This window comes from Deltaproteobacteria bacterium, from assembly GCA_009692615.1.
Lineage (GTDB): Bacteria > Desulfobacterota > Binatia > UBA9968 > UBA9968 > DP-20.
Genome location: SHYW01000001.1, coordinates 1 through 19124, shown reverse-complemented (window position 1 = coordinate 19124; position 19124 = coordinate 1). Strand labels below are relative to the sequence as shown.

Annotated in this window: 17 protein-coding genes and 2 pseudogenes; 7 read left to right on the top strand and 12 right to left on the bottom strand. The window is 57.5% G+C overall.

What is annotated here, in order from left to right; translation table 11 throughout:
• Position 1: 1 nt before the first annotated feature.
• From EXR70_00095 to EXR70_00075, 5 genes are read right to left on the bottom strand one after another with little or no spacing between them, the layout of a single operon-like run.
• On the bottom strand, positions 2-223 hold the full coding sequence (locus EXR70_00095; GenBank protein ID MSP36872.1) for a DUF2905 domain-containing protein: 222 nt from the start codon (positions 221-223) through the stop codon (positions 2-4).
• Between the two features lie 18 nt (positions 224-241).
• Positions 242-1261 carry a Holliday junction branch migration DNA helicase RuvB gene (gene ruvB / locus EXR70_00090; protein ID MSP36871.1) on the bottom strand — a complete coding sequence of 340 codons (1020 nt, stop codon included), beginning with the start codon at positions 1259-1261 and terminating at the stop codon, positions 242-244.
• 17 nt (positions 1262-1278) lie between these two features.
• Complete coding sequence (gene ruvA / locus EXR70_00085) at positions 1279-1872, bottom strand: Holliday junction branch migration protein RuvA (GenBank protein MSP36870.1); 594 nt, start codon at positions 1870-1872, stop codon at positions 1279-1281.
• 50 nt (positions 1873-1922) lie between these two features.
• Complete coding sequence (gene ruvC / locus EXR70_00080; GenBank protein MSP36869.1) at positions 1923-2459, bottom strand: crossover junction endodeoxyribonuclease RuvC; 537 nt, start codon at positions 2457-2459, stop codon at positions 1923-1925.
• A gap of 38 nt (positions 2460-2497) precedes the next feature.
• Entirely contained in the window at positions 2498-3244 is a 747-nt protein-coding gene (locus EXR70_00075) for a YebC/PmpR family DNA-binding transcriptional regulator (GenBank protein MSP36868.1), read from the bottom strand.
• 226 nt (positions 3245-3470) lie between these two features.
• Between EXR70_00075 and EXR70_00070 the strand changes: the two genes are divergently transcribed.
• Together EXR70_00070 and EXR70_00065 are read left to right on the top strand one after the other, a co-directional pair.
• Positions 3471-4112, top strand: a complete 642-nt coding sequence (locus EXR70_00070) for a septal ring lytic transglycosylase RlpA family protein (GenBank protein MSP36867.1) — start codon at positions 3471-3473, stop codon at positions 4110-4112.
• Positions 4113-5507, top strand: a complete 1395-nt coding sequence (locus EXR70_00065; protein MSP36866.1) for a hypothetical protein — start codon at positions 4113-4115, stop codon at positions 5505-5507.
• On the opposite strand, the gene EXR70_00060 is transcribed toward EXR70_00065, so the two are convergent.
• A complete protein-coding gene (locus EXR70_00060) occupies positions 5483-6559 on the bottom strand; it encodes an MBL fold metallo-hydrolase (protein MSP36865.1) in 1077 nt (358 codons plus the stop codon). The genes EXR70_00065 and EXR70_00060 overlap by 25 nt on opposite strands.
• The gene (acnA, locus tag EXR70_00055; GenBank protein ID MSP36864.1) at positions 6513-9206 is read right to left on the bottom strand and encodes an aconitate hydratase AcnA; all 2694 of its coding nucleotides are present in this window, start codon (positions 9204-9206) and stop codon (positions 6513-6515) included. Before acnA ends, EXR70_00060 begins: the two co-directional genes overlap by 47 nt.
• 143 nt (positions 9207-9349) lie before the next feature.
• Here acnA and EXR70_00050 point away from each other — a divergent pair.
• Both EXR70_00050 and EXR70_00045 read left to right on the top strand, forming a co-directional pair.
• Positions 9350-9627: pseudogene (locus tag EXR70_00050) on the top strand (BrnT family toxin).
• Positions 9608-9838 carry a hypothetical protein gene (locus tag EXR70_00045; GenBank protein ID MSP36863.1) on the top strand — a complete coding sequence of 77 codons (231 nt, stop codon included), beginning with the start codon at positions 9608-9610 and terminating at the stop codon, positions 9836-9838. The pseudogene EXR70_00050 and the gene EXR70_00045 overlap by 20 nt, the downstream one beginning before the upstream one ends.
• 114 nt (positions 9839-9952) lie before the next feature.
• Here EXR70_00045 and EXR70_00040 read toward each other — a convergent pair whose 3' ends face one another.
• Together EXR70_00040 and EXR70_00035 are read right to left on the bottom strand one after the other, a co-directional pair.
• Positions 9953-12979 (bottom strand): PAS domain S-box protein, encoded by a 3027-nt coding sequence (locus EXR70_00040; protein MSP36862.1) that lies wholly within the window; start codon positions 12977-12979, stop codon positions 9953-9955.
• A complete protein-coding gene (locus tag EXR70_00035; protein MSP36861.1) occupies positions 12976-13866 on the bottom strand; it encodes a PAS domain S-box protein in 891 nt (296 codons plus the stop codon). Before EXR70_00035 ends, EXR70_00040 begins: the two co-directional genes overlap by 4 nt.
• A gap of 307 nt (positions 13867-14173) precedes the next feature.
• Between EXR70_00035 and EXR70_00030 the strand changes: the two genes are divergently transcribed.
• The 3 genes from EXR70_00030 to EXR70_00020 all read left to right on the top strand — a co-directional run bounded on the left by EXR70_00030 (position 14174) and on the right by EXR70_00020 (position 16460).
• Positions 14174-14422: a hypothetical protein gene (locus EXR70_00030; protein MSP36860.1), complete on the top strand. Its 249-nt coding sequence runs from the start codon at positions 14174-14176 to the stop codon at positions 14420-14422.
• Between the two features lie 13 nt (positions 14423-14435).
• Entirely contained in the window at positions 14436-15236 is an 801-nt protein-coding gene (locus tag EXR70_00025) for a VOC family protein (protein MSP36859.1), read from the top strand.
• 132 nt (positions 15237-15368) lie between these two features.
• Positions 15369-16460, top strand: coding sequence for an ABC transporter substrate-binding protein (locus EXR70_00020; protein MSP36858.1), 1092 nt, complete (start codon positions 15369-15371; stop codon positions 16458-16460).
• 39 nt (positions 16461-16499) lie between these two features.
• Here EXR70_00020 and EXR70_00015 read toward each other — a convergent pair.
• From EXR70_00015 to EXR70_00005, 3 genes and pseudogenes are all read right to left on the bottom strand, one after another.
• Positions 16500-17741, bottom strand: a pseudogene (locus EXR70_00015) (threonine synthase).
• 5 nt (positions 17742-17746) lie between these two features.
• Positions 17747-18256 carry a hypothetical protein gene (locus tag EXR70_00010; protein ID MSP36857.1) on the bottom strand — a complete coding sequence of 170 codons (510 nt, stop codon included), beginning with the start codon at positions 18254-18256 and terminating at the stop codon, positions 17747-17749.
• Between the two features lie 217 nt (positions 18257-18473).
• On the bottom strand, positions 18474-18956 hold the full coding sequence (locus EXR70_00005) for a hypothetical protein (protein ID MSP36856.1): 483 nt from the start codon (positions 18954-18956) through the stop codon (positions 18474-18476).
• Positions 18957-19124: the final 168 nt, after the last annotated feature.

Genomic DNA, 19124 nt, shown 5'->3' with positions numbered 1-19124 from the left:
ACTACCTTTTGACCCAATAAACGATCAGCGAAATGATCGCGCTGACAAGCATACAACTGACCAAGGGAAAGTAAAAAGAAAAATTCTCGCGCTCGATGGCGATATCGCCGGGCAAATGGCCGAGCCAGCGCAGCCACGGCAGCCTTGACGCGAACGATAATAACAACCCGACGCCGGCCACAGCCAAGCCCAGATAAATTAGCAATCTGCCCAATCCTGCCATCGCCCACTCCCACGATCATCAAAACAGCGTCGGTTGTTTTTTCGGCGCCGGCGCGGCGCCCTGCTGGCGGCCGAAGTGTTCGTAGGCCAACACCGTCGCCATGCGCCCACGCGGCGTGCGCTGGATGAAGCCGGCCTGAATCAAAAACGGCTCGTAAACATCTTCGATCGTATCGCGCTCTTCGCCGATGGCGGCGGCCAAGGTCTCAACTCCTACCGGGCCGCCGGCGAACTTGTCGATCAGCGTCAAGAGCAGCATGGTATCCATCTTATCCAAACCGAGATGGTCGACCGCCAACATGCGCAGCGCCTCGTCGGTGATGTTCTTTGTGATGATGCCGCGGCCTTTGACCTGGGCGTAGTCGCGCACCCGGCGCAGCAAGCGATTGGCGATGCGCGGCGTGCCGCGCGAGCGCGCGGCGATTTCGGCGATGCCGTCGCCCTCTTCGGCGACGCTGAGAATCGCCGCCGAGCGTTTGAGAATCCGCGTCAGAGCGGTGGCATCGTAGAAATCCAAGCGATGAATATGGCCGAAGCGATCGCGCAGCGGCGAGGTCAAAAGCCCCGAGCGCGTGGTCGCGCCGATCAGAGTGAAGCGTTTCAAATCGAGCTTGATCGAACGCGCCGCCGGCCCCTGGCCGATCATCAGATCGATCTGATAGTCCTCCATCGCCGGATAGAGGACTTCTTCGACAACGTGATTGAGGCGATGAATCTCGTCGATGAAAAGAATGTCGCCATCCTCGAGATTGGTCAGCAGCGCCGCCAGATCGCCGGCCCGTTCGACCACCGGACCGGAGGTCGCTTTGATATTCACGCCCATTTCTCTGGCGATGATATAAGCCAGCGAAGTTTTGCCCAACCCCGGCGGGCCGTGAAAGAGCAGATGGTCGAGCACATCGTGTCGCCCCTTGGCCGCGGCGATGGCGACTTTGAGATTCTCCTTGACCTGCTCTTGGCCGACGTATTCGTCGAAGCCGCGCGGCCTAAGGCTCAGCTCAAAACCCAAATCTTCGTCAGTGCGCTCACCGTCTTGCATGAATAGAACTACAATAGTTAAAAGCTCAGCCGGCGCAAGGTCTCTTTCAAGACGCTTTCCAACGTGTGGTGGCCGCTCTTGAGCGCATCGCCGACATATTTTTCCGCGTCAGGTTTTTTATAGCCCAGATTGACCAGGGCGGAAACCGCGTCGAGCAGCAGCTGCGAGGCGACCGCCGACTTCGGCACGTCGAGCGTAAACGGCGCTAGGGAGGCGAATTTGTCCTTGAGCTCGACGATCATCCGCTCGGCGAGTTTTTTGCCGACGCCGGGGATCGCCACCAAGCGCACTTGATCGCCGTCCTTGAGCGCCCGCGCCAAATCATCGGCGGGAATGCCGGAAAGAATATTCAGCGCCAGCTTGGGGCCGATGCCCGAGACGCTGGTGAGCAGCAAAAAAACTTGCTTCTCGCCGACATCGTGAAAGCCGAACAGCTGCAAGGAATCCTCGCGCACATGGGTGTGGATCTGCAATTTGATGTCGGCGCCGATCTCCGGCAGCCGGTAAAAGACGTTTAGCGGGATGAACACTTGATAGCCGACGCCGCCGACATCGACGACGATCTCACCGGGAAGTTTTTGCGCCAGCTGGCCGCTGATTTGTGCGATCACGATGGTAAAAGAGGTTGCACCGCGCAAAAGACGCGGTCGCTAAGTTAACGCTAACGCACGCGCGTACCGCGCGGACGAATCGGCGTCGGCCGCTTCGGCAGCGCCTCGGCCACGCGGGCTTGGAAGTTCTGCCGGTTGAGATGACAGATCGCCGCAGCCAAGGCATCGGCCGCATCCACCGGGACTCGCCCCGACACGCGCAGCAGCGAACCGATCATCATTTGCACCTGCTGCTTGGTCGCGTGGCCGTTACCGACCACCGCCGATTTAATCTCCACCGCGGCATATTCGTGGACGTCGATTCCCTGTTCGGCCGCGGCGAGCAACGCCACACCGCGCGCCTGGCCCAATTTTAATGCGCTCTGAACGTTGAGGGCGAAGAACACTTTCTCCAGACTGACGCCGTCTGGCTGGTACTCGCGCAACACTTTGGTCAAGCCGTTAAAAATCCGGCTCAAGCGCACCGCTTGGGGCTCGGCTTGGGAAGAATTGATCGTACCGTGGCCGGCATGGCGCAAAGCACTGCCGATCACCTGAACCACGCCCCAGCCGGTGATGACCGTGCCTGGGTCGATGCCGAGAATGATGCGCGGCGGCTCTTGCTTCGTCGCGTCGGCCACTTGGGCTAGCTGACCTTCTCAATCAGCTCGTCGGAAATATTGAAATTGGCGGACACGTTCTGGACATCGTCATGATCTTCCAGCTCTTCACTGAGTTTGAGAATCTGCTCGACATGCTTGGCATCGATGTCGACGGTATTTTTTGGCACCAAGGTCACATGGGCGCTGGTGACGGCGATCTTTTCCTGATCCAAGCGTTCTTTGACCGTGGCGAAGTCTTCCGGCTGCGTGACGACCTCGAAAATCTCATCTTCGTCGCGCACATCCTCGGCGCCGGCGTCGAGCACGATGCTCATCAAGCGATCCTCGTCGATCTGCGACTTGTCGATGCCGATTATGCCTTTCTTCTCGAACATCCACGACACGCAGCCGGTCTCACCCATGTTGCCGCCATGCTTGCTGAACAGCCGGCGGATCTCGGAGACTGTGCGATTCTTATTGTCGGTCAAAACCTGGGCGATGATCGCCGCGCCGCCTGGGCCGTAGCCTTCGTATTGAATTTCTTCGTAGGTCACCCCTTCCAACTCGCCGGTGCCTTTTTTGATCGCCCGCTCGATGTTGTCGCTCGGCATACTGCTGCCGCGCGCGGTCAACACCGCCGTGCGCAATCTCGGATTGGCGTTGATATCGCCGCCGCCCATGCGCGCCGCTACGGTGATTTCCTTGATCAACTTGGTGAAGACCTTGCCCCGCTTGGCGTCCTTGGCGGCCTTCTTATGCTTGATCGTGCTCCACTTCGAATGACCCGACATACTTTAGACACTCCTGTTCAAGGTGCGAGTACGCTAACACAAAGCCATGCTTGGGTAAACTAGCACGAAGCCGGTCGAGACCACGAGCACCGCGCGGCTTAAATAATTTGCTCAGCATAACGATTAACTGGCAAAATACTTTTCACCCGCGGCGCTTTTCGCTATACTCCCGGCAATGAAGCAAATCCCCAGCCGCAATTTAGAAACTCTTGTCGAGATAAAAATGATGCGCCGAACACTCTTCCTTCTCGCCCTGACGCTAATCGCCGGCTGCTCGATAACTGGCTCCAAAGTAACGCCGCCCACTTCGGACAGTCGCGTCAGCCAAACCGGTATCGCTTCTTGGTATGGTCCCGGCTTTCACGGCAAAGCCACCGCCAGCGGCGAGATTTACGATCAAAACGAACTCACCGCGGCGCATCAGACGCTGCCGCTGGGCAGCAAGGTCATGGTGACCAATCTGGAAAACGGCAGCACGACTGAAGTGCTGGTCAACGACCGCGGCCCGTTTGCCAAGAATCGCATCATCGATCTCTCCTACGCGGCGGCGCAATCGATCAAGATGGTCGGCCCCGGCACGGCGCTGGTGCGCATCGATGTCCTCGGTAGCCCGACGCGCATCGAGACCATTCGCTCGTCACTCGACTACACCTTGCAGATGGGTTCGTTCACACAGTTGGAAAATGCCCAGCAGCTGCGCGAGCGTCTCGCCAAATCCTACGCCAACGTGACGATCAACACCTTGCAGTCGAAAGACAACACCTACTACCGCGTCCATCTCGGCAACTTTGCCAACCGCGGCGCCGCCGAAGAGCAGGCGCGTCAAGTGAGCCAAGCCGGCTATTCAGTCGTGATCATGGAGAAATGAGTGAATGATCCGAGCCGGCAAGTTTTTCTGCCATCGTCCCGCACATTATTAACTTGGACTATCGTACCCTGTTTGCTCGCCGCCCTGACGAGCTGCATCGCTACTGAACCGCGCCAGTCTAACCAAGCTTCGCCCACCGCGTTCGCCGCCCTGGCCCAAGACATCGCGAGCTTTCGCGGTCTACCGTTGAAACGCGACATCGTCCTCGGCCGCTCAGCGAGCGCAGGCGATCCAATCGCAACCCAGGAACCGATTGCATTGAATCAAGTCGAGCGCGCCTACAAAAGTATCGGCCTGCTCGCCAACAACGTCGACTACGCCAAAGCGTTGAGCGATTTTCGCCGCCTTGCTCAACTCACCCCATACGACAACGCCAGTGGACGCATCGCCATCGCCGCCGAGGCAGAGAAACTGGGCGCGCCCTTCGACATGAGCGATGCGATCTTGGCGCGCGAAGCGCCGCTTGGCTTCGCGGTAATGGCGGCGCTGCAAGAACAGAGTTTCAACTGGCAGAGCAGGAGCGAGGCAATTTATTTAGAAGATCGCCGCAGCGCCTTTCGCGCCATCGCCACCGGCGACACTGCGCTGACCCTGTTGGCTCGCGGCAATCGTAAAACCGCGCAAACATTTTCGCCTAACGATCTCAGCGCCGCCGGAAAGTTCAGCGCCGAATTGGAACAAAGCGCGAAGAATCTACCGGATTTTCTGCGCCAACAATTGATCTTCCCTTATCGTGAAGGCAGTCAGTTCACGCTCTGGGCGCTCAGGAGCAAAGGCTGGCCCGGTGTCGATGCGCTCTACGCCGACCCGCCGTTATCGACGGCGGAAATCCTCCATCCGGAAAAATATTTTATAAAGCGCCAAGCGCCGCGGCAAATTTTTCCCGCCGCCTTGTTGCGCGCCATGAAGGACGGACCGGCAGTTGAACAGACTCTGGGCGAATTGCTCATTCGCACTTTGCTCGCCAACGCCAATCCGTTGAAGCAAGCCAGCGACAACGCGGCGCGCTGGCGCGCCGATCAACTCTTCGCCTTTGCCGAAGGAGAAAATCTAATCACCGTCTGGTTTAGTGAGTGGGAGTCGCCGGCGGATGCCGGCGCGTTTCAAACCGGTTATCGCGCCGTGTTGGAAAAGCTGCCGCGCATTCGCTTTGACGACCGCAAAGGTCCGACGACCAGCGTCATGAGCGGCCGCACCCGCGATAACCGCGGCGTCTGGCTCCAAGTTAAAGGCTCTGTGGTAGTCTTCATCAGCGGCGTCGCCCTCGAAGGTTTGAGTTCGTTCGCCGAAACCGCCTGGCAGGATCTAGAGATCGAAGCCGATGACAGCGCGCTGCGTTTCGATTCGGCGGGCCGACAGAGATTTGGCGATCAGCTATCGCTTAACAGCAAGTAACGCCCGCCCTCATGCTTGACGCGCCCGTCGCGGGCGAGTTTTTCCAGATGCGCCTGCACGGAAAATTCGGCTACTCTTTTGAGCGCCGCCGAAATACCGAGGTAAATAGACTCGGTGATATCGCCGATGGTATTGCGCCCGTTGCGCAGGGCGGCGAGAACTTGCTGCTCGCGTTCGAGGCGATGCTTGATGTACTCGCGAATCTTCGCTTCCGGCTTGCCGATCATCGGCCCGTGGCCAGGCAGAATCAGACTCATTTCGAACCCCAACAGCCGCTCCAACGTTTTCATGTAATCGCTCATGTTGCCGTCGGGCGGATGGATCACCGCGGTGCCGGTGCCGAGAATATTGTCGCCGCTGAACAAAACCTTGTCGCCGCCTTCGTAAAAGCAGCAGTGGCCCGACTCATGTCCCGGCGTGTGCAGCACATGCAATTCGCCGCCGCCGAAACTAATCCGGTCGTTGTCGTCGTACTGAAAATCTTCGCCGCCGAGATAGCCTTTGCGCGAACGGTGAATGCCGAGTTTCGCGCCGCACCGTTTGCGCAGCGCCAAGGCGCCGCCGGTGTGGTCGCTGTGAATATGGGTGAGCAAAATCTTTTCGATCTTCTTCACGCCCATAGCTTCCGCTTGCTCGATGATGCCGTCCATGTTCGAGTCCGCGCTCAGCGCGACGTCGATGACCAGGCCGCCGTCCTTGCCGACGATATACTGATTGGTCCCCTGCAGCGTCATGATGCCGGGATTGTTAGCGGTGAATGTTCCGATATGCGCCGGTGTGGCCATGGACGTCCCTTCGGCGGCGAATCCAGCGCCGCGCAAAACTGAGTTGGCAAAAAAAACGCCAGCGAGGATTTCCCCAAGGTCACCAGCGCTTCTCTTCGAGTAGTCACGAATTGTTTTCAATACGCGAAAGATTTTTTTCACCACGAAGGACACGAAGAGCACGAAGTTCGGAATAATATTTTTTCGAAACCTTCGCGTCCATCGTGGTGAGTCCCGATATTCAATTCGCCAGCAACTGCCGCAACACATATTCCAAGATGCCGCCATGGCGGTAATAATCCAATTCCGCCGGCGTATCGATGCGGCAGATCGTTTTGAACTCAGTCACCTTGCCGTCGTCCGCGGTCGCTTTGACGGTCAGCTCCTGGCGCAATTTCAGATCCTGGCCGATACCGAGGATATCGAAAGTTTCGAAACCGCTAAGCCCGTGCGTAGATAAATTTTCGCCCGGCTTGAACACCAGTGGCACGATGCCCATGCCGATCAAGTTGCTGCGGTGGATACGCTCGTAGCTCTCGGCGATCGCCGCGCGGATGCCGAGCAGGCGCGGCCCCTTGGCCGCCCAGTCCCGCGATGAGCCGGAGCCGTACTCCTTGCCGGCGATGACGATCAGCGGCGTGCCTTCTTTTTGATACTGCATCGCCGCATCGTAGATCGACATCGGTTTGTTGTCCGGAATATGCACGGTCACGCCGCCTTCGGTGCCCGGCGCCAACATGTTTTTCAGACGAATGTTAGCAAACGTGCCGCGCATCATCACTTCATGATTGCCGCGTCGCGCGCCGTATTGATTGTAATCCTTGGGCAGCACGTCGTTGTTGGTGAGGTAGCGCGCCGCCGGGCCATTTTTTTCGATCGAGCCGGCCGGCGAAATATGATCGGTGGTCACCGAATCGCCAATCATCGCCAACGCGCGCGCGCCGGTGATCGGTTTGATCGGGTTGGGCGTCTTGCCCATGCCGTCGAAGTACGGCGCTTCGCGGACGTAAGTCGACTGCATGTCCCATTTGAACAGTTCGCCCTCGGGCACCGGCATGCCGCGCCAGCGCTCGTCGCCCTGAGCAGCCTGGCTGTATTCTTTCTTGAACATTTCCTGGCGCACCGACTTGTTCAATACTTCTTGAACTTCCTGCGCCGTCGGCCAGATGTCTTTCAAGAAAACTGGTTTGCCGGCTTTGTCGTTGCCGAGCGGATCGTTGTACAAATCGACATCCATGCTGCCGGCTAAAGCGTAAGCGACAACCAATGGCGGCGAAGCTAAATAGTTCGCCCGCACGCTGGCGTGAATGCGTCCCTCGAAATTGCGGTTGCCCGACAACACCGCGGCGGCGACTAGATCACCCTCTTGAATGCCGTTCGACACTGCTTCCGGCAACGGTCCGCTGTTGCCGATACAAGTCGTACAGCCGTAGCCGACGACGTTGAAACCGATTTTTTCTAAATCGGTTAATAAGCCGCTGTCTTTCAAATACTCCGTCACCACCCGCGAACCCGGCGCCAAACTGGTTTTCACCCAAGGTTTGCGCGTCAGTCCCTTCTCGCCGGCTTTCTTGGCGAGCAGTCCCGCGCCGATCATCACCGACGGATTGGAAGTGTTGGTGCAGCTGGTGATCGCCGAGATCACCACCGAGCCATGCTTCAACTCGAACTTGTCGCCGTTCAATTGCACGGCGACTTTCTTGTCGGCGTTCTTGGTTTTCATCAACGACGGCAGCGCTTCGGCAAAAGCTTTCTTGCTGTCCGTCAAAGCGATGCGGTCCTGGGGCCGGCGCGGACCGGAAATGCTCGGCACCACGCTGGCGAGATCCAATTCCAACGTATCGGTAAACATCGGATCGGGCGAACTATCGGTGCGGAACATGCCCTGCTCTTTGGCGTAGGTTTCGACAAGTTTAATTAAATGCGGATCGCGTGCGGTGAGGGTCAGATAGCGCAGCGTTTCGTCGTCGATGGGGAAGTAGCCGACAGTCGCGCCGTACTCCGGCCCCATGTTGCCGATGGTGGCGCGGTCGGCGAGGCTCAAGCTCGAAAGTCCCGAGCCGTAGAACTCGACGAATTTTTCCACCACGCCTTTTTTGCGCAGCATCTGCACGACCGTCAGAACCAAATCCGTCGCCGTCGCGCCCGCCGGCAATTTGCCATGGAGTTTGAAGCCGATCACTTCGGGAATCAGCATGATGATCGGTTGGCCCAAGAGCGCCGCCTCCGCTTCGATGCCGCCGACGCCCCAACCGACGACGCCGAGACCGTTGATCATTGGAGTATGGGAGTCAGTCCCGACCACGGTGTCGGGATAGGCGAAATGCGCGCCGTCTTTCTTGGCGCGAAACACCACCGGGGCGAGATATTCAAGATTGACCTGATGACAGATGCCGACATCGGGCGGGATCAGACGGAAATTGTCGAAGGACATCTGGCCCCAGCGCAAGAACGCATAGCGCTCGACGTTGCGCTCGAATTCGATCTCAGAATTTTTCTGGAACGAATCGGCGGTGCCGAAATAATCGACCTGCACCGAATGATCGATGACTAAGTCGACGGGCGCCAGCGGATTGATCTTTTTCGGATCGCCGCCCAACCGCTTCATCGCCTCGCGCATCGCCGCCAGATCGACCACCGCGGGCACGCCGGTCAAATCCTGCATGAGAACCCGTGCCGGCATGAAGGCGATTTCTTTTTCCGATTTTACTTTGGCGTTCCAATTGGCCAACGCCTCGATGTCGGCTTTGTTGACGTGATGGTTGTCTTCCTGGCGCAGCAAGTTTTCCAACAACACTTTTAGGGACACCGGCAAGCGCGAAACGTTTTTGAATCCCGCCTTCTCCAACAGATCGAGGCGAAAAATGTCGTAGCTCTCGCCGTCGACGGTCAGCACTTTGCGCGTGCCGAAACTATCCACATATTTCTGTGCCATGAGCGCTCCTTAAGTAAAGATAATCGGTAGGCCCTATTTTGTAGCGAGCGTCACGGGATAAAGCAACAGGGAGGTTTGGTAAGCCAAAGCGCTCGGCCACAAAATCGTTGGGAGGTTCGCTGAGTTTATGATAAAGTCGTCGTGTGTTAATCGAGTGGGATCCAAGAAAGGAATCCGGCAACCGTCAAAGCATGGCGTTAGTTTCGTGGAAGCGGCCACGGTATTCGATGACCCAGTATCAATGACATATCCGGATTTATTACATTCCGAAAACGAAGAACGACGCTTGATCATTGGCGCGTCCCAGCGGCTTAGAGTCTTGGTGGTCTCTCACAGCGATAACGACGAAACGGTTCGGATCATTAGCGCACGGCCAGCGACCCACCGAGAAAGGCGGTTTTATGAAGAGCAAAAAAAATAAACCAGATCGCGATGAAATGTTACCGGAGTACGATTTTCCCGACATGACCGGCGGAGTGCGCGGCAAGTATGTCAAACGATATCGTCAGGGAACGAACATTGTCGTGTTGGAAAGAGATGTCGCGAAAGCATTTCCCAGCGACCAAGCTGTCAACGAAACGCTTCGCGCCGTAATGCAGGCTGCGACCAGGATGTCGCGGCGCGCCGGCTGACAACCAACAGCGCAGCGCTTGATCACAGCAGTTCGGATATCGCGACCTTCAATCCTCTGCTATCGATGCTCGTGCCGCAGTGCGATTCGCATGGCAGGAATAGTTAGTAGCTGCTTAACGCGCCGAATCCACCCACCGCCCATCCATCGCGTCGATGATCGCACGATGGACATCTTCAACCGCCCGTTCTTTGGCGATACAGGTTACCGCGCCGGCCGCTTGCATCGCCTGGCTGACGTAAGAATCGCTGCCGAAGGATACGCCGATGACGATCGTCGAAGGCCGATCGCGGATGATCGCCTGGGTCGCATCGATGCCGCTCATGGTCGGCAGATTCACATCCATGATCACGACATTGGGTTCCAGCTCGCGCGCCATGGCGATCGCTTCCGCGCCATCGCCCGCCTCGCCGACGACAGTGAATTCTTCATGCTCTTCCAAAATTCTGCGCAACCCTTGGCGCACCATCTTGTGATCGTCGACGATGACGATCTTAATCACAGTTCCGAACGCCTTCTGTTGAATATCTGGCGTCACCATTTCGGCCAACCCCTCCTCGTGCTGATCCACAGGTAAAATAATCGTCACCCAAGTGCCCACTCCGGGCGTCGAATCGATCTCCACGCGCCCGCCGCGCAGTTCGACGCGCTCGCGGATGCTAAACAGTCCGTAATGCGAGCCGCCGTTACCATTAGCCGTCGATTGCGCATCAAATCCTTTGCCGTTGTCGATCACCACCACCGAGACCCGATCGCCGTCCCGTCCAAAAGCCACCGTGGCTTGGTTGGTATCGCCATGCTTCACCACGTTCCATAACAGTTCCCTGGCGCATTGGAACAGAAACACCGCGTCATCTTCGGCGACGGAGAATCCTTCCCGCGGGCCGTCGACCTCGACGGTTAGGCCGTGCCGCCCCATCTGCTCGCCCAACCAACTGAGCGCCGCCACCAAGCCCAGATCGTACAAAACCCGCGGGCTCAACTCGGCGATCAACGTGCGCGTATAATTGATCGAGTTATTCAAATCGCTGTGCACTTCGTAAAGTATTTTCTTCAAATCGCTACTGTTGCTGAAGTTCGCGACAAATTTGTCGGCGCGGCTCAGATTCATCCGCGTCGCCGTCAGCGATTGCGCCAGGTAATCGTGTAGCTCCACCGCCAGCCGGCGCCGCTCGCGCTCCTCGGCGCGAGTCAACTCGGCCACCAAGGTGCGAAGGTTGGCTCGCGACTCAGCCAGCTGCTCAGTACGCCGCGCCACCCGCTGATCCAACTCTTGGTTGAGCTGATGCAGCTCGTCCTCCGTCCGTTTGCGCTCGGTGATGTCGGTGGCGATGCCGCACAGCGCGTAAATCTTTCCGGCGCCGTCGCGCAACGGGAACTTGTTGACGATACTGGTGTGCGAACCGTCTTGGTATTGCGCCACTTCTTCGAACTGGACACCGGCGCCCCGATCGAGCACTTCCCGATCGTGCATCTGAAAAGCCGCCGCCTGTTCCGCAGCGAACAACTCCGAGTCGGTTTTACCCAGGCAATTCGCGTCGCCGAGGCCGAACATTTCCTCGAATCGGCAATTGACCAGCAGATATCTGCCGTCGCAATCCTTAATGAACACCGGCGCCGGACTGTGGTCGAGAATCGCGCGCATTCGAGCTTCGCTCTCCCGCAAGGCCTCTTCCGCTTGTCTGCGCTCGGTGATATCGAAGTTGATTCCGGCGATATGGGTCGGCATGCCATTGGCGTCGCGGCGCAACCCACCGTTAGAACGTATCCACCGGGTGTTGCCATCAGGCCTAACAAAGCGGTAATCGTACTCATAACTAGATCCCGTGCGCTCCGTACGAAGGACCGACTCCTTCACGGATGGTAAATCCTCCTGATGAATACGAGAAGAGAAAACCGCAAAGTCGACCGCAGTTCCTGTCTCAATCCCGAATATTTCATAAGTGCGCCGGTCCCACGTCTCCGTGTCGGTGCAGAGGTCGCGCTCCCACGTGCCCATTTGCCCGACGGCGAGCGCGTGCTGCAGCCGCTCTTCGCTCTCGCGCAGCGCCTGCTCGGCTTGCTTGCGCTTCGTGATATCGAGTATGGCACCAACAGTGCGCACTGACCTACAAGCATCGCCAGTGCCATCGAAAAAGGTGCGGGCTCGATTCAAGATCCAGCCGATGCTGCCATCGCGCCGAACGATACGGAACTCCAAAGACATCTGGCCGACGCCAGCTGGAACCTGCGCCTGCTGCCTTGCCATCCGTACCGTTTCCCGGTCGTCAGGGTGAACAATTGCAAGAAACTCGCCGGGTTTGATCTGCTGATCTTCGGAAAAATCCAAAATTTCTCTCATTGTCGGCGAGTAGTTCAATTCGTTGGTCACATGATCGCGCTCGAAAATACCGAGGTCCGCAACCTCGACAGCCTGACGCAAGAGCGCTTCCGTTTTAGTTAACGACGCAACCGCCTGCGCCAACTCCGCTGTCCGTTCCTCGACGCGCCGCTCAAGTTCATCATGCGCCGCGCGCAATGCCTGCGCGGCTTGCCGGCGAGCGATCTCGCCGCCGATCCATACCGACATCAACTTGAGAAAATCTTTGTCGGGGTCGGTAAATAAATCGTCGTGCGGTTCGGCTCCCAAGAAGCAAAGCGTGCCGTAAATACCGCCATCGACGATGACTTTAGTTCCCATGTAGCATTCCATACCCAAGGCGAGGTAACCCGGATGCGTGCGCCATTCCGACGCGCCGACATGCTCGTTACAAATCGGTTCGTCCGTCCGCATGGTGCTACTACAAAACGCAGCGCTCATGGGAATCGTAGAGCCCTCGGCAAACGCGCCGTCCGGCGCATGTACGTAGATAATCTCAAGCTCCTCTCCCTTGGAGGTGGTCAAAAAACCATAGGAAATGTCGAAGCGCGCACAGCCAAACTCCAGCAACGCGCGCAAGCGTTGCTCGAAAGCGAGTTCAGGCGCGTTGGTAATCTCGTATAGCCGCCGGATGCTCTGCTCGCTAGTTTGCAGCGCCTGCTCGGCCAATTTACGGGCGGTGATATCGCGCACGATCAGCGACACGCTGAGGAGTTTGCCGTTGGCGTCGCGAATGGGCGATTGGGCGACGGAAACGTCGACGCGCTGACCAGACTTCGTCAACCAGTATCGACAGGCCGGGACGGAACGGAGGCGTCGAACAATTTTCGTCTTTGCTCCCCCAATGCCTGCTTATCGGGAGGATTGAGAATATCGATACTCTGGCCAACAATTTCGTCAGCTAAGTAGCCAAACCTCCGCTCGGCGGCGGCGTTCCAAGTGAGAATCTTCAGGTCGATGCCGCGGCTCACGATGGCGTCGTCGGAGTGATCGACGATGGTCGCCAGCCGTCCTCGTTCCGCCTCGACTGCTTTTCGTTCGCTGATGTCGCGCATAAAACAGTGATGGCCAATGTGGCGGCCATTTTCATCGACGATCTTAACCATCAAGACATGTTTGAAAAAATTCGATCCGTCTTTACGCACCGCGCGGGCTTCGAACTCGCCCTTGCCGGATTGCACCATCCGATCGTAAGCGGCTAAAGCCTGCGCGCGGTCGTCAACGTGAACCGTTTTTATCCAGCCTGTACCGATCAACTCCACCGGTACATAGCCGAGCATTCCGGCGTACACTTCGTTGACCTCAAGATAATGACCGTCGATACCGAGACGACCAATCCCTGGCATGGCGTTGGTCAGGGCGATATGTAATTCTTCGAGCACCCGTTCGCTCTGCTCACGCGCAGCATTTTCTTGCCGAAGCCGGCTATCGGTTGCTGACAGCCGACGCGAACGGTCAACGAAGGCGGTAACAATCCAAATCAGCGCCACAGCTTCGGAGCGGGCCACGAACCGGGCCATGGAAAAACTTTCTAGCTCGACGCTTAGATCGACGATGACGAAGATCGTGCAAAGAATTTTTATCGCTCGCGCCTGTTGGGCGGTACAAAAACTAGCTGCCGCCAAACAAAGGGGAACAAACAGCATCAACAGCGTATCGTCGCCGGGCATCAGGATGTCGCCAACGAATCCGGCTACCGCGAGGAGTCACAGAGCGAAAGCAATGACGATCGGGCCTGATTTGTTCATGGATGTCTTGACCTTAACGAGTTTCCAATTTACGCGACACCGCCTAGCACTATGGCGAGATAACCTGTTCGAAATTTATCCGTACTGGCGGAGTTCTTCAAGCTAAAAAAGTTTTTTTCACAAACTCTGATCAATGGATGAGCGCCCTCTACCTTGACTTAAGCCTAGGCCGTCCATTACTTTGACCTGCAAGACTTTGAACCATTGTTCACCAAGCAACGGAAATTCGATGCAATCATCTCACGCGATCCAACTTCTCGGGGCCGCTACACTAGCGTTACTACTTACCCGAGCGCACTTCGCCGACGGTCAATCATTGAAAGTCCCCTACGGCGACCGCCGCGCAGTCAAGTTCGCCTTGGATCAAATGAGCACCGAGCTGCCCCAGTCGGCGAAGCTCAACCCGGACGATTTCATCGACAACACGATTCTCACCGAGCTGGACAAATCCGGCTTCATCGACCAGATCTATCGCTAATAAGGAGAATTTCATGCCTGCGAAAATCAAACACCTCGCCATCATCAGCGACAACTACACTTTACTGAGCCGCTTCTATCAAGCACTGTTCGGCATGAAGACTTCCAAGTCGCCGCAGCCCGAAAGCGCGGTCGCCATCGGCGACGGCTACATCGGCATGAATATCATCCCGCAGAAATTAGGCCGCCAAGCCGGACTCGAACACTTCGGTTTGGAAGTCGAAAGCGTCGAAGCGGTGGCGGCGCGGCTAAAAGAAAAATATCCCGCCGTGCAACTGGTCAAGCGGCCGACCAACCGGCCCTTCGCCGGCATCAGCACCCATGATCCAGACGGTTATGTCTTCGACCTATCGCAACAGCAGATGACCAACCGTGCCGAAGTCTACGTCGAGGGTGAATGGAAACAGGAGCGTTACATCAGCCATTTCACTCTCCGCTCTTTGAATCCGGCGACCTTGGCGAAATTTTATCGCGAGGTATACGACCTTCAGGAAATGGAAAAACCGGCGGACGACACGAATCATTATCTAACCGACGGGCGGGTAACGATTATTATCGCGCCCTGGGCGATCTCCGACTACGACGGCGCTGGCATCGAACCGCGCCACATGGATCATCTGGGCTTTCGCGTCGAAGATCTCGACGCCTTCAAAAAAGATTTAGCCAAGCTGGTCGAACGCAACCCAGCGTTGTCGCCGAAACCCGGCGGCCACGAAGGCGCGATTCGCCTCAAGCTGCTGGCAAAATGCAAGCACGGCCAATTCCAACTCGCCGACCCCGACGGCGTGCCCATCGATGTTTCGACCGGACGATGACACTAGCAACGATCCCGTCCCCCTTTGGAAAAGGGGGATCGAGGGGGATTTGATGGGGCGGAGAATTCGCTATTTGTTGAACGCTTCAGCCAACTCGGCTGAGTATCACACCCTCCTATCGAACCAAAACTTATGGGTAACGACGAGACGAAAACTGCGGGACGTGGGAATTTCCTCCAGCGGATTTTCTTGCAGCGGCAAAATTCAAATCCCCCTCAGTCCCCCTTTTTCAAAGGGGGAGGTCTGGCATTTGTGCGTGCGCTGATCGTCGGGATCGCATGGCTGCCAATTACCAACCATGCCCAAGAGCTGCTGCGCGTGCCCTACGGCGTGACGACGTCGCTGCAACATCTGCCGGTGCTGGTCGGCAAGGACAGCGGCTTGTTCGCCAAATACGGATTGAATGTCGAGCCCATTCACATTCGCGGCGGCGCGCTGATCACGACTATGATCATGAGCGGCACGGTGCAATTCTCCGGCGCCGGCGCGGAATCCGTGGTCTCGGCACGCATCGAAGGCGGCGACGTGGCGCTGATCGCCTGCCCCGCCGACACCGATGTGGTTTATTTTGTCGGCCGGCCGGAGATCAAAACCGCGGCGAACTTGAAGGGCAAGAGCAGCGCCGTTACCCGGCTCGGTTCGACGACCCATTTTTATTTGCGCGCGGCGCTGCGCTCATTAGGACTAGACCCGGAAAAGGACATGACGATTTTACAGTTGGGCGGCGGCGCCGAGATCGTCACGGCCATGCGCAGCGGCCGAGTCGCGGCCGCGGCCCTACCCTACCGCAACACTTATAATTTAATCCAAGCCGGCTGGCCGCTGCTGGTCGATCAATCGACGGCCAATTTCATTTACCCATCGTCATGCGTCGCCACCAGCCGGAGCTTTATCAAGAACAATCCTGCGGTCGTCGAGCGTTTTCTTCGAGCCTACGTCGAAGCGATCCGCCTGATCAAAAAGGACAGCACCGTAGTTGAAGGGTCAATCAAGAAATGGCACCGCGAAACCGACGCCGCCTTTATCAAAAAGACCGCCGAAGTGTACGCCAAGATTTTCAAACCGATCCCCTACGTTTCGGACCAAGGATTAGAAATAGTGATTAAAGAGCTGTCCGGCCGGCGACCGGTGTCGAAGGAATTTTTCGGCAAGCCCGAATTGTTCCGCGACCACGCGCCGCTCGATAAACTCGTCAAGGACGGCTGGCTCGAGCGGGGAAGTTAAAAAAGAAGTAAGGACTGAGTGGAAGTCCGCTGCCTGCGGTCAGCTCGGAACCGACGATTTATCTAACTGCTCACGCAACGCCGCCAAAGTCGGCGCGATGGGAACGAACTGTTTCTCGGCGAGCTGAATCGCCTCGGGCTGTTTCAATCCGTGGCCGGTGAGATTGCAGACCACCACATCATCACTTTCGATCAAACCCGCCGCGCGCATTTTTCCCGCCGCGGCCACTGAAGTCGCCGCTGCCGGTTCGGCGAATATACCGGCGAGCCTTGCGGTCAACGACTGCGCTTCGAGAATTTCTCCATCGCTCAACGCCACCGCCGCGCCCTTGGACTCACGCAGCGCGGCCAGAGCGCGCCAACCGAGAGCCGCCGGATTGCCGACTTGGATGCTTTCCGCAACGGTTTCGCGCGCGATTACCGCGACGATCTGCGCCGTGGGGTTTTGCATCGCCGTGACGAACGGCGCCGCGGCGGCGCTTTGAGCGGCGACCAATTTCGGCGCGCGCGCGATCCAGCCGAGGGCTAGGAATTCTTGAAAACCTTGCCACATGCAAACAATCCCGGTGCCGCCGGCGGTGGGATGAATCACCCAATCGGCGGCCCGGCCGTCCAACTGGTCGACCAATTCGTAGGCATAGGATTTTTTGCCGACGCGATAAGGATTGGACGACAGACAGTCGTACCAACCGAACTCTTGCACCGCCGCTTTGTAAAGAAGCGCCACCTGGTTGTCGAAATCGCCGTCGACGACGATCACCGTCGCGCCGTAAGCGCGGGCTTGGATGATTTTCGCCGCCGCCGTGCCGCGCGGGACTAAAACAACGCTCGGCAAACCCGCCGCCGCCGAATAGGCCGCCACCGACGCCGCGGCGTTGCCCGTCGACATGACGGAGGTTATCGTGAAGCCCAACTCTTTGGCGACGGAAATCCCCACGCTGTTGCTGCGGTCCTTGAGCGAACCGGTGGGTAACACCGTATCGTTTTTCAAATAGAGATGGGCGATGTTTAATTTCTCGCCAAGCCGCTTGGCGTGCAGTAGCGGCGTCGAGCCTTCGCCCAAAGAAACGATCGACGAACGGTGCTCAACTGGAAAGAAATCGAACCAGCGCCAAATCGATCGGTCGCGGCTTTGGCGCATGGGCGTGAAATCGCCGGGGCGCAAATCGTCGATGGCAACTTTGACTTCGAGAATCGCGCCGCAATCGGAGCATTTGAAAACGCGCCGGTCCAAGGAATTATTGCCGCACTTCGGACAACGCAATGAGATGACTTTAGCCATGACGACTACGAAGCGCGGCGCTCGACTTCATTCAACGACACTTCCAGCTCCCCTTCGAGATCGCCGACGTCGAAACCCACCGCCCGCGCGCCATCGAGCGTCGCGATGCAGACCATGATCAAATCCAAGCACTCGCGCGGCGGCGGCTGGTCGGGATGATCGTACAAGTGATGATCGACGCGTTGCTTAAGCATGAGAAAATCGCGCAGACAAACCACCGGTGGCAAATTTTCCACCGGCCCGGAATTATCCGTCACCGGCGCAAACGCCACGCCGCCGGGATCAACCACGGCGATCTGCGTGCCATTTTCAAAACGCAGCACGCCGTAACCTTCCTGACTCTCGGGATGGACTTTCTCCTCAAAGGCGCTGACCTCGCGCCAGGAAATCGCCAGCGACTTTCCCGACGCGACATCGAGCAACGTCGCGCTCAGTTCATCGTAGAGCAGCGCTTCTTTGTGCGCCGCAGCCCAATGACGCAGAAAATATTGGGCGCGCTCTTGGAGGGTATTCACGAAGTGGCTCCAGTATCACAAACATCCGCGCGCCATCGATCATCCAAAGCCAAAAAGATCTTCGATAGATTCTTACAACCTCCCCCTTTGAAAAAGGGGGACAGAGGGGGATTTGAATTATCTTCGTGCAAAAGCGGCTCAAGAAAATCCCCCTTGCCCCCCTTTTTCAAAGAGGTGTTAGTCGGATCAGAAACCGACAAAGAGCCAAGCCAAGACATCAACCAACCGCCGTCCTTTCCGCTTCCACCAAACCGCGCGCAAACACTAGCGCGACGAAGAAAAACAGCAACGCCATGCGCGGCGTGTCGAAGAGAAAGCCAAAGATACCGACGCTCAAAAAACTCGCCAGCGCGGCCATGCCAACAGCGGCGAGCCACTGCCCGCGCATGACTTGTGCGCCGAGCCGGACGAAGACGCAGGCCAGGAAAAAGAAGAAAGCTGCGACGCCCAACCCACCTTGTTCGAAGTAGAGATGAACGGCGTGATTCCAGTTCTGCCACGGCGTGTGGTCGTCGACGGTGAAAAACCAGCGGTCCATGCCGCGGGCGAAGTCGCCGTTGACGAGCATATTTTCCCCCGCAGGGTTGAGCAGCCGCACGTTAGCGACGTCGATCACGGCGTCCTTCGAACCGTTGGCAAAGGCGAACTCCACAGGCCGGCGCGAAAACCATCCCAGGCCGTGCTCGTTGTAACCGACCATCGCGGCATCGATCTCTGCCTGATTGTCGTGGCAACGTCAATATGTCATGTTAACAGCAACGCGATTATGTCAGGGTAGTGCGTTGGGTTGAGGTCGTAAGTTAGAAACCTGGCCATAGCGGAACCCCACCTTGTTGGAGTTGGTTCGATATAGGCCAAGTGTGTGCGT

Excerpts from the sequence above, each read along its gene's own strand:
- EXR70_00095 (MSP36872.1), bottom strand. The coding sequence starts at position 223 with ATGGCAGGATTGGGCAGATTGCTAATTTATCTGGGCTTGGCTGTGGCC.
- ruvB (MSP36871.1), bottom strand. The coding sequence starts at position 1,261 with ATGCAAGACGGTGAGCGCACTGACGAAGATTTGGGTTTTGAGCTGAGC.
- EXR70_00075 (MSP36868.1), bottom strand. The coding sequence starts at position 3,244 with ATGTCGGGTCATTCGAAGTGGAGCACGATCAAGCATAAGAAGGCCGCC.
- EXR70_00070 (MSP36867.1), top strand. The coding sequence starts at position 3,471 with ATGCGCCGAACACTCTTCCTTCTCGCCCTGACGCTAATCGCCGGCTGC.
- EXR70_00060 (MSP36865.1), bottom strand. The coding sequence starts at position 6,559 with ATGGCGGCATCTTGGAATATGTGTTGCGGCAGTTGCTGGCGAATTGAA.
- acnA (MSP36864.1), bottom strand. The coding sequence starts at position 9,206 with ATGGCACAGAAATATGTGGATAGTTTCGGCACGCGCAAAGTGCTGACC.
- EXR70_00045 (MSP36863.1), top strand. The coding sequence starts at position 9,608 with ATGAAGAGCAAAAAAAATAAACCAGATCGCGATGAAATGTTACCGGAG.
- EXR70_00035 (MSP36861.1), bottom strand. The coding sequence starts at position 13,866 with ATGCCCGGCGACGATACGCTGTTGATGCTGTTTGTTCCCCTTTGTTTG.
- EXR70_00030 (MSP36860.1), top strand. The coding sequence starts at position 14,174 with ATGCAATCATCTCACGCGATCCAACTTCTCGGGGCCGCTACACTAGCG.
- EXR70_00025 (MSP36859.1), top strand. The coding sequence starts at position 14,436 with ATGCCTGCGAAAATCAAACACCTCGCCATCATCAGCGACAACTACACT.
- EXR70_00020 (MSP36858.1), top strand. The coding sequence starts at position 15,369 with ATGGGTAACGACGAGACGAAAACTGCGGGACGTGGGAATTTCCTCCAG.
- EXR70_00005 (MSP36856.1), bottom strand. The coding sequence starts at position 18,956 with ATGGTCGGTTACAACGAGCACGGCCTGGGATGGTTTTCGCGCCGGCCT.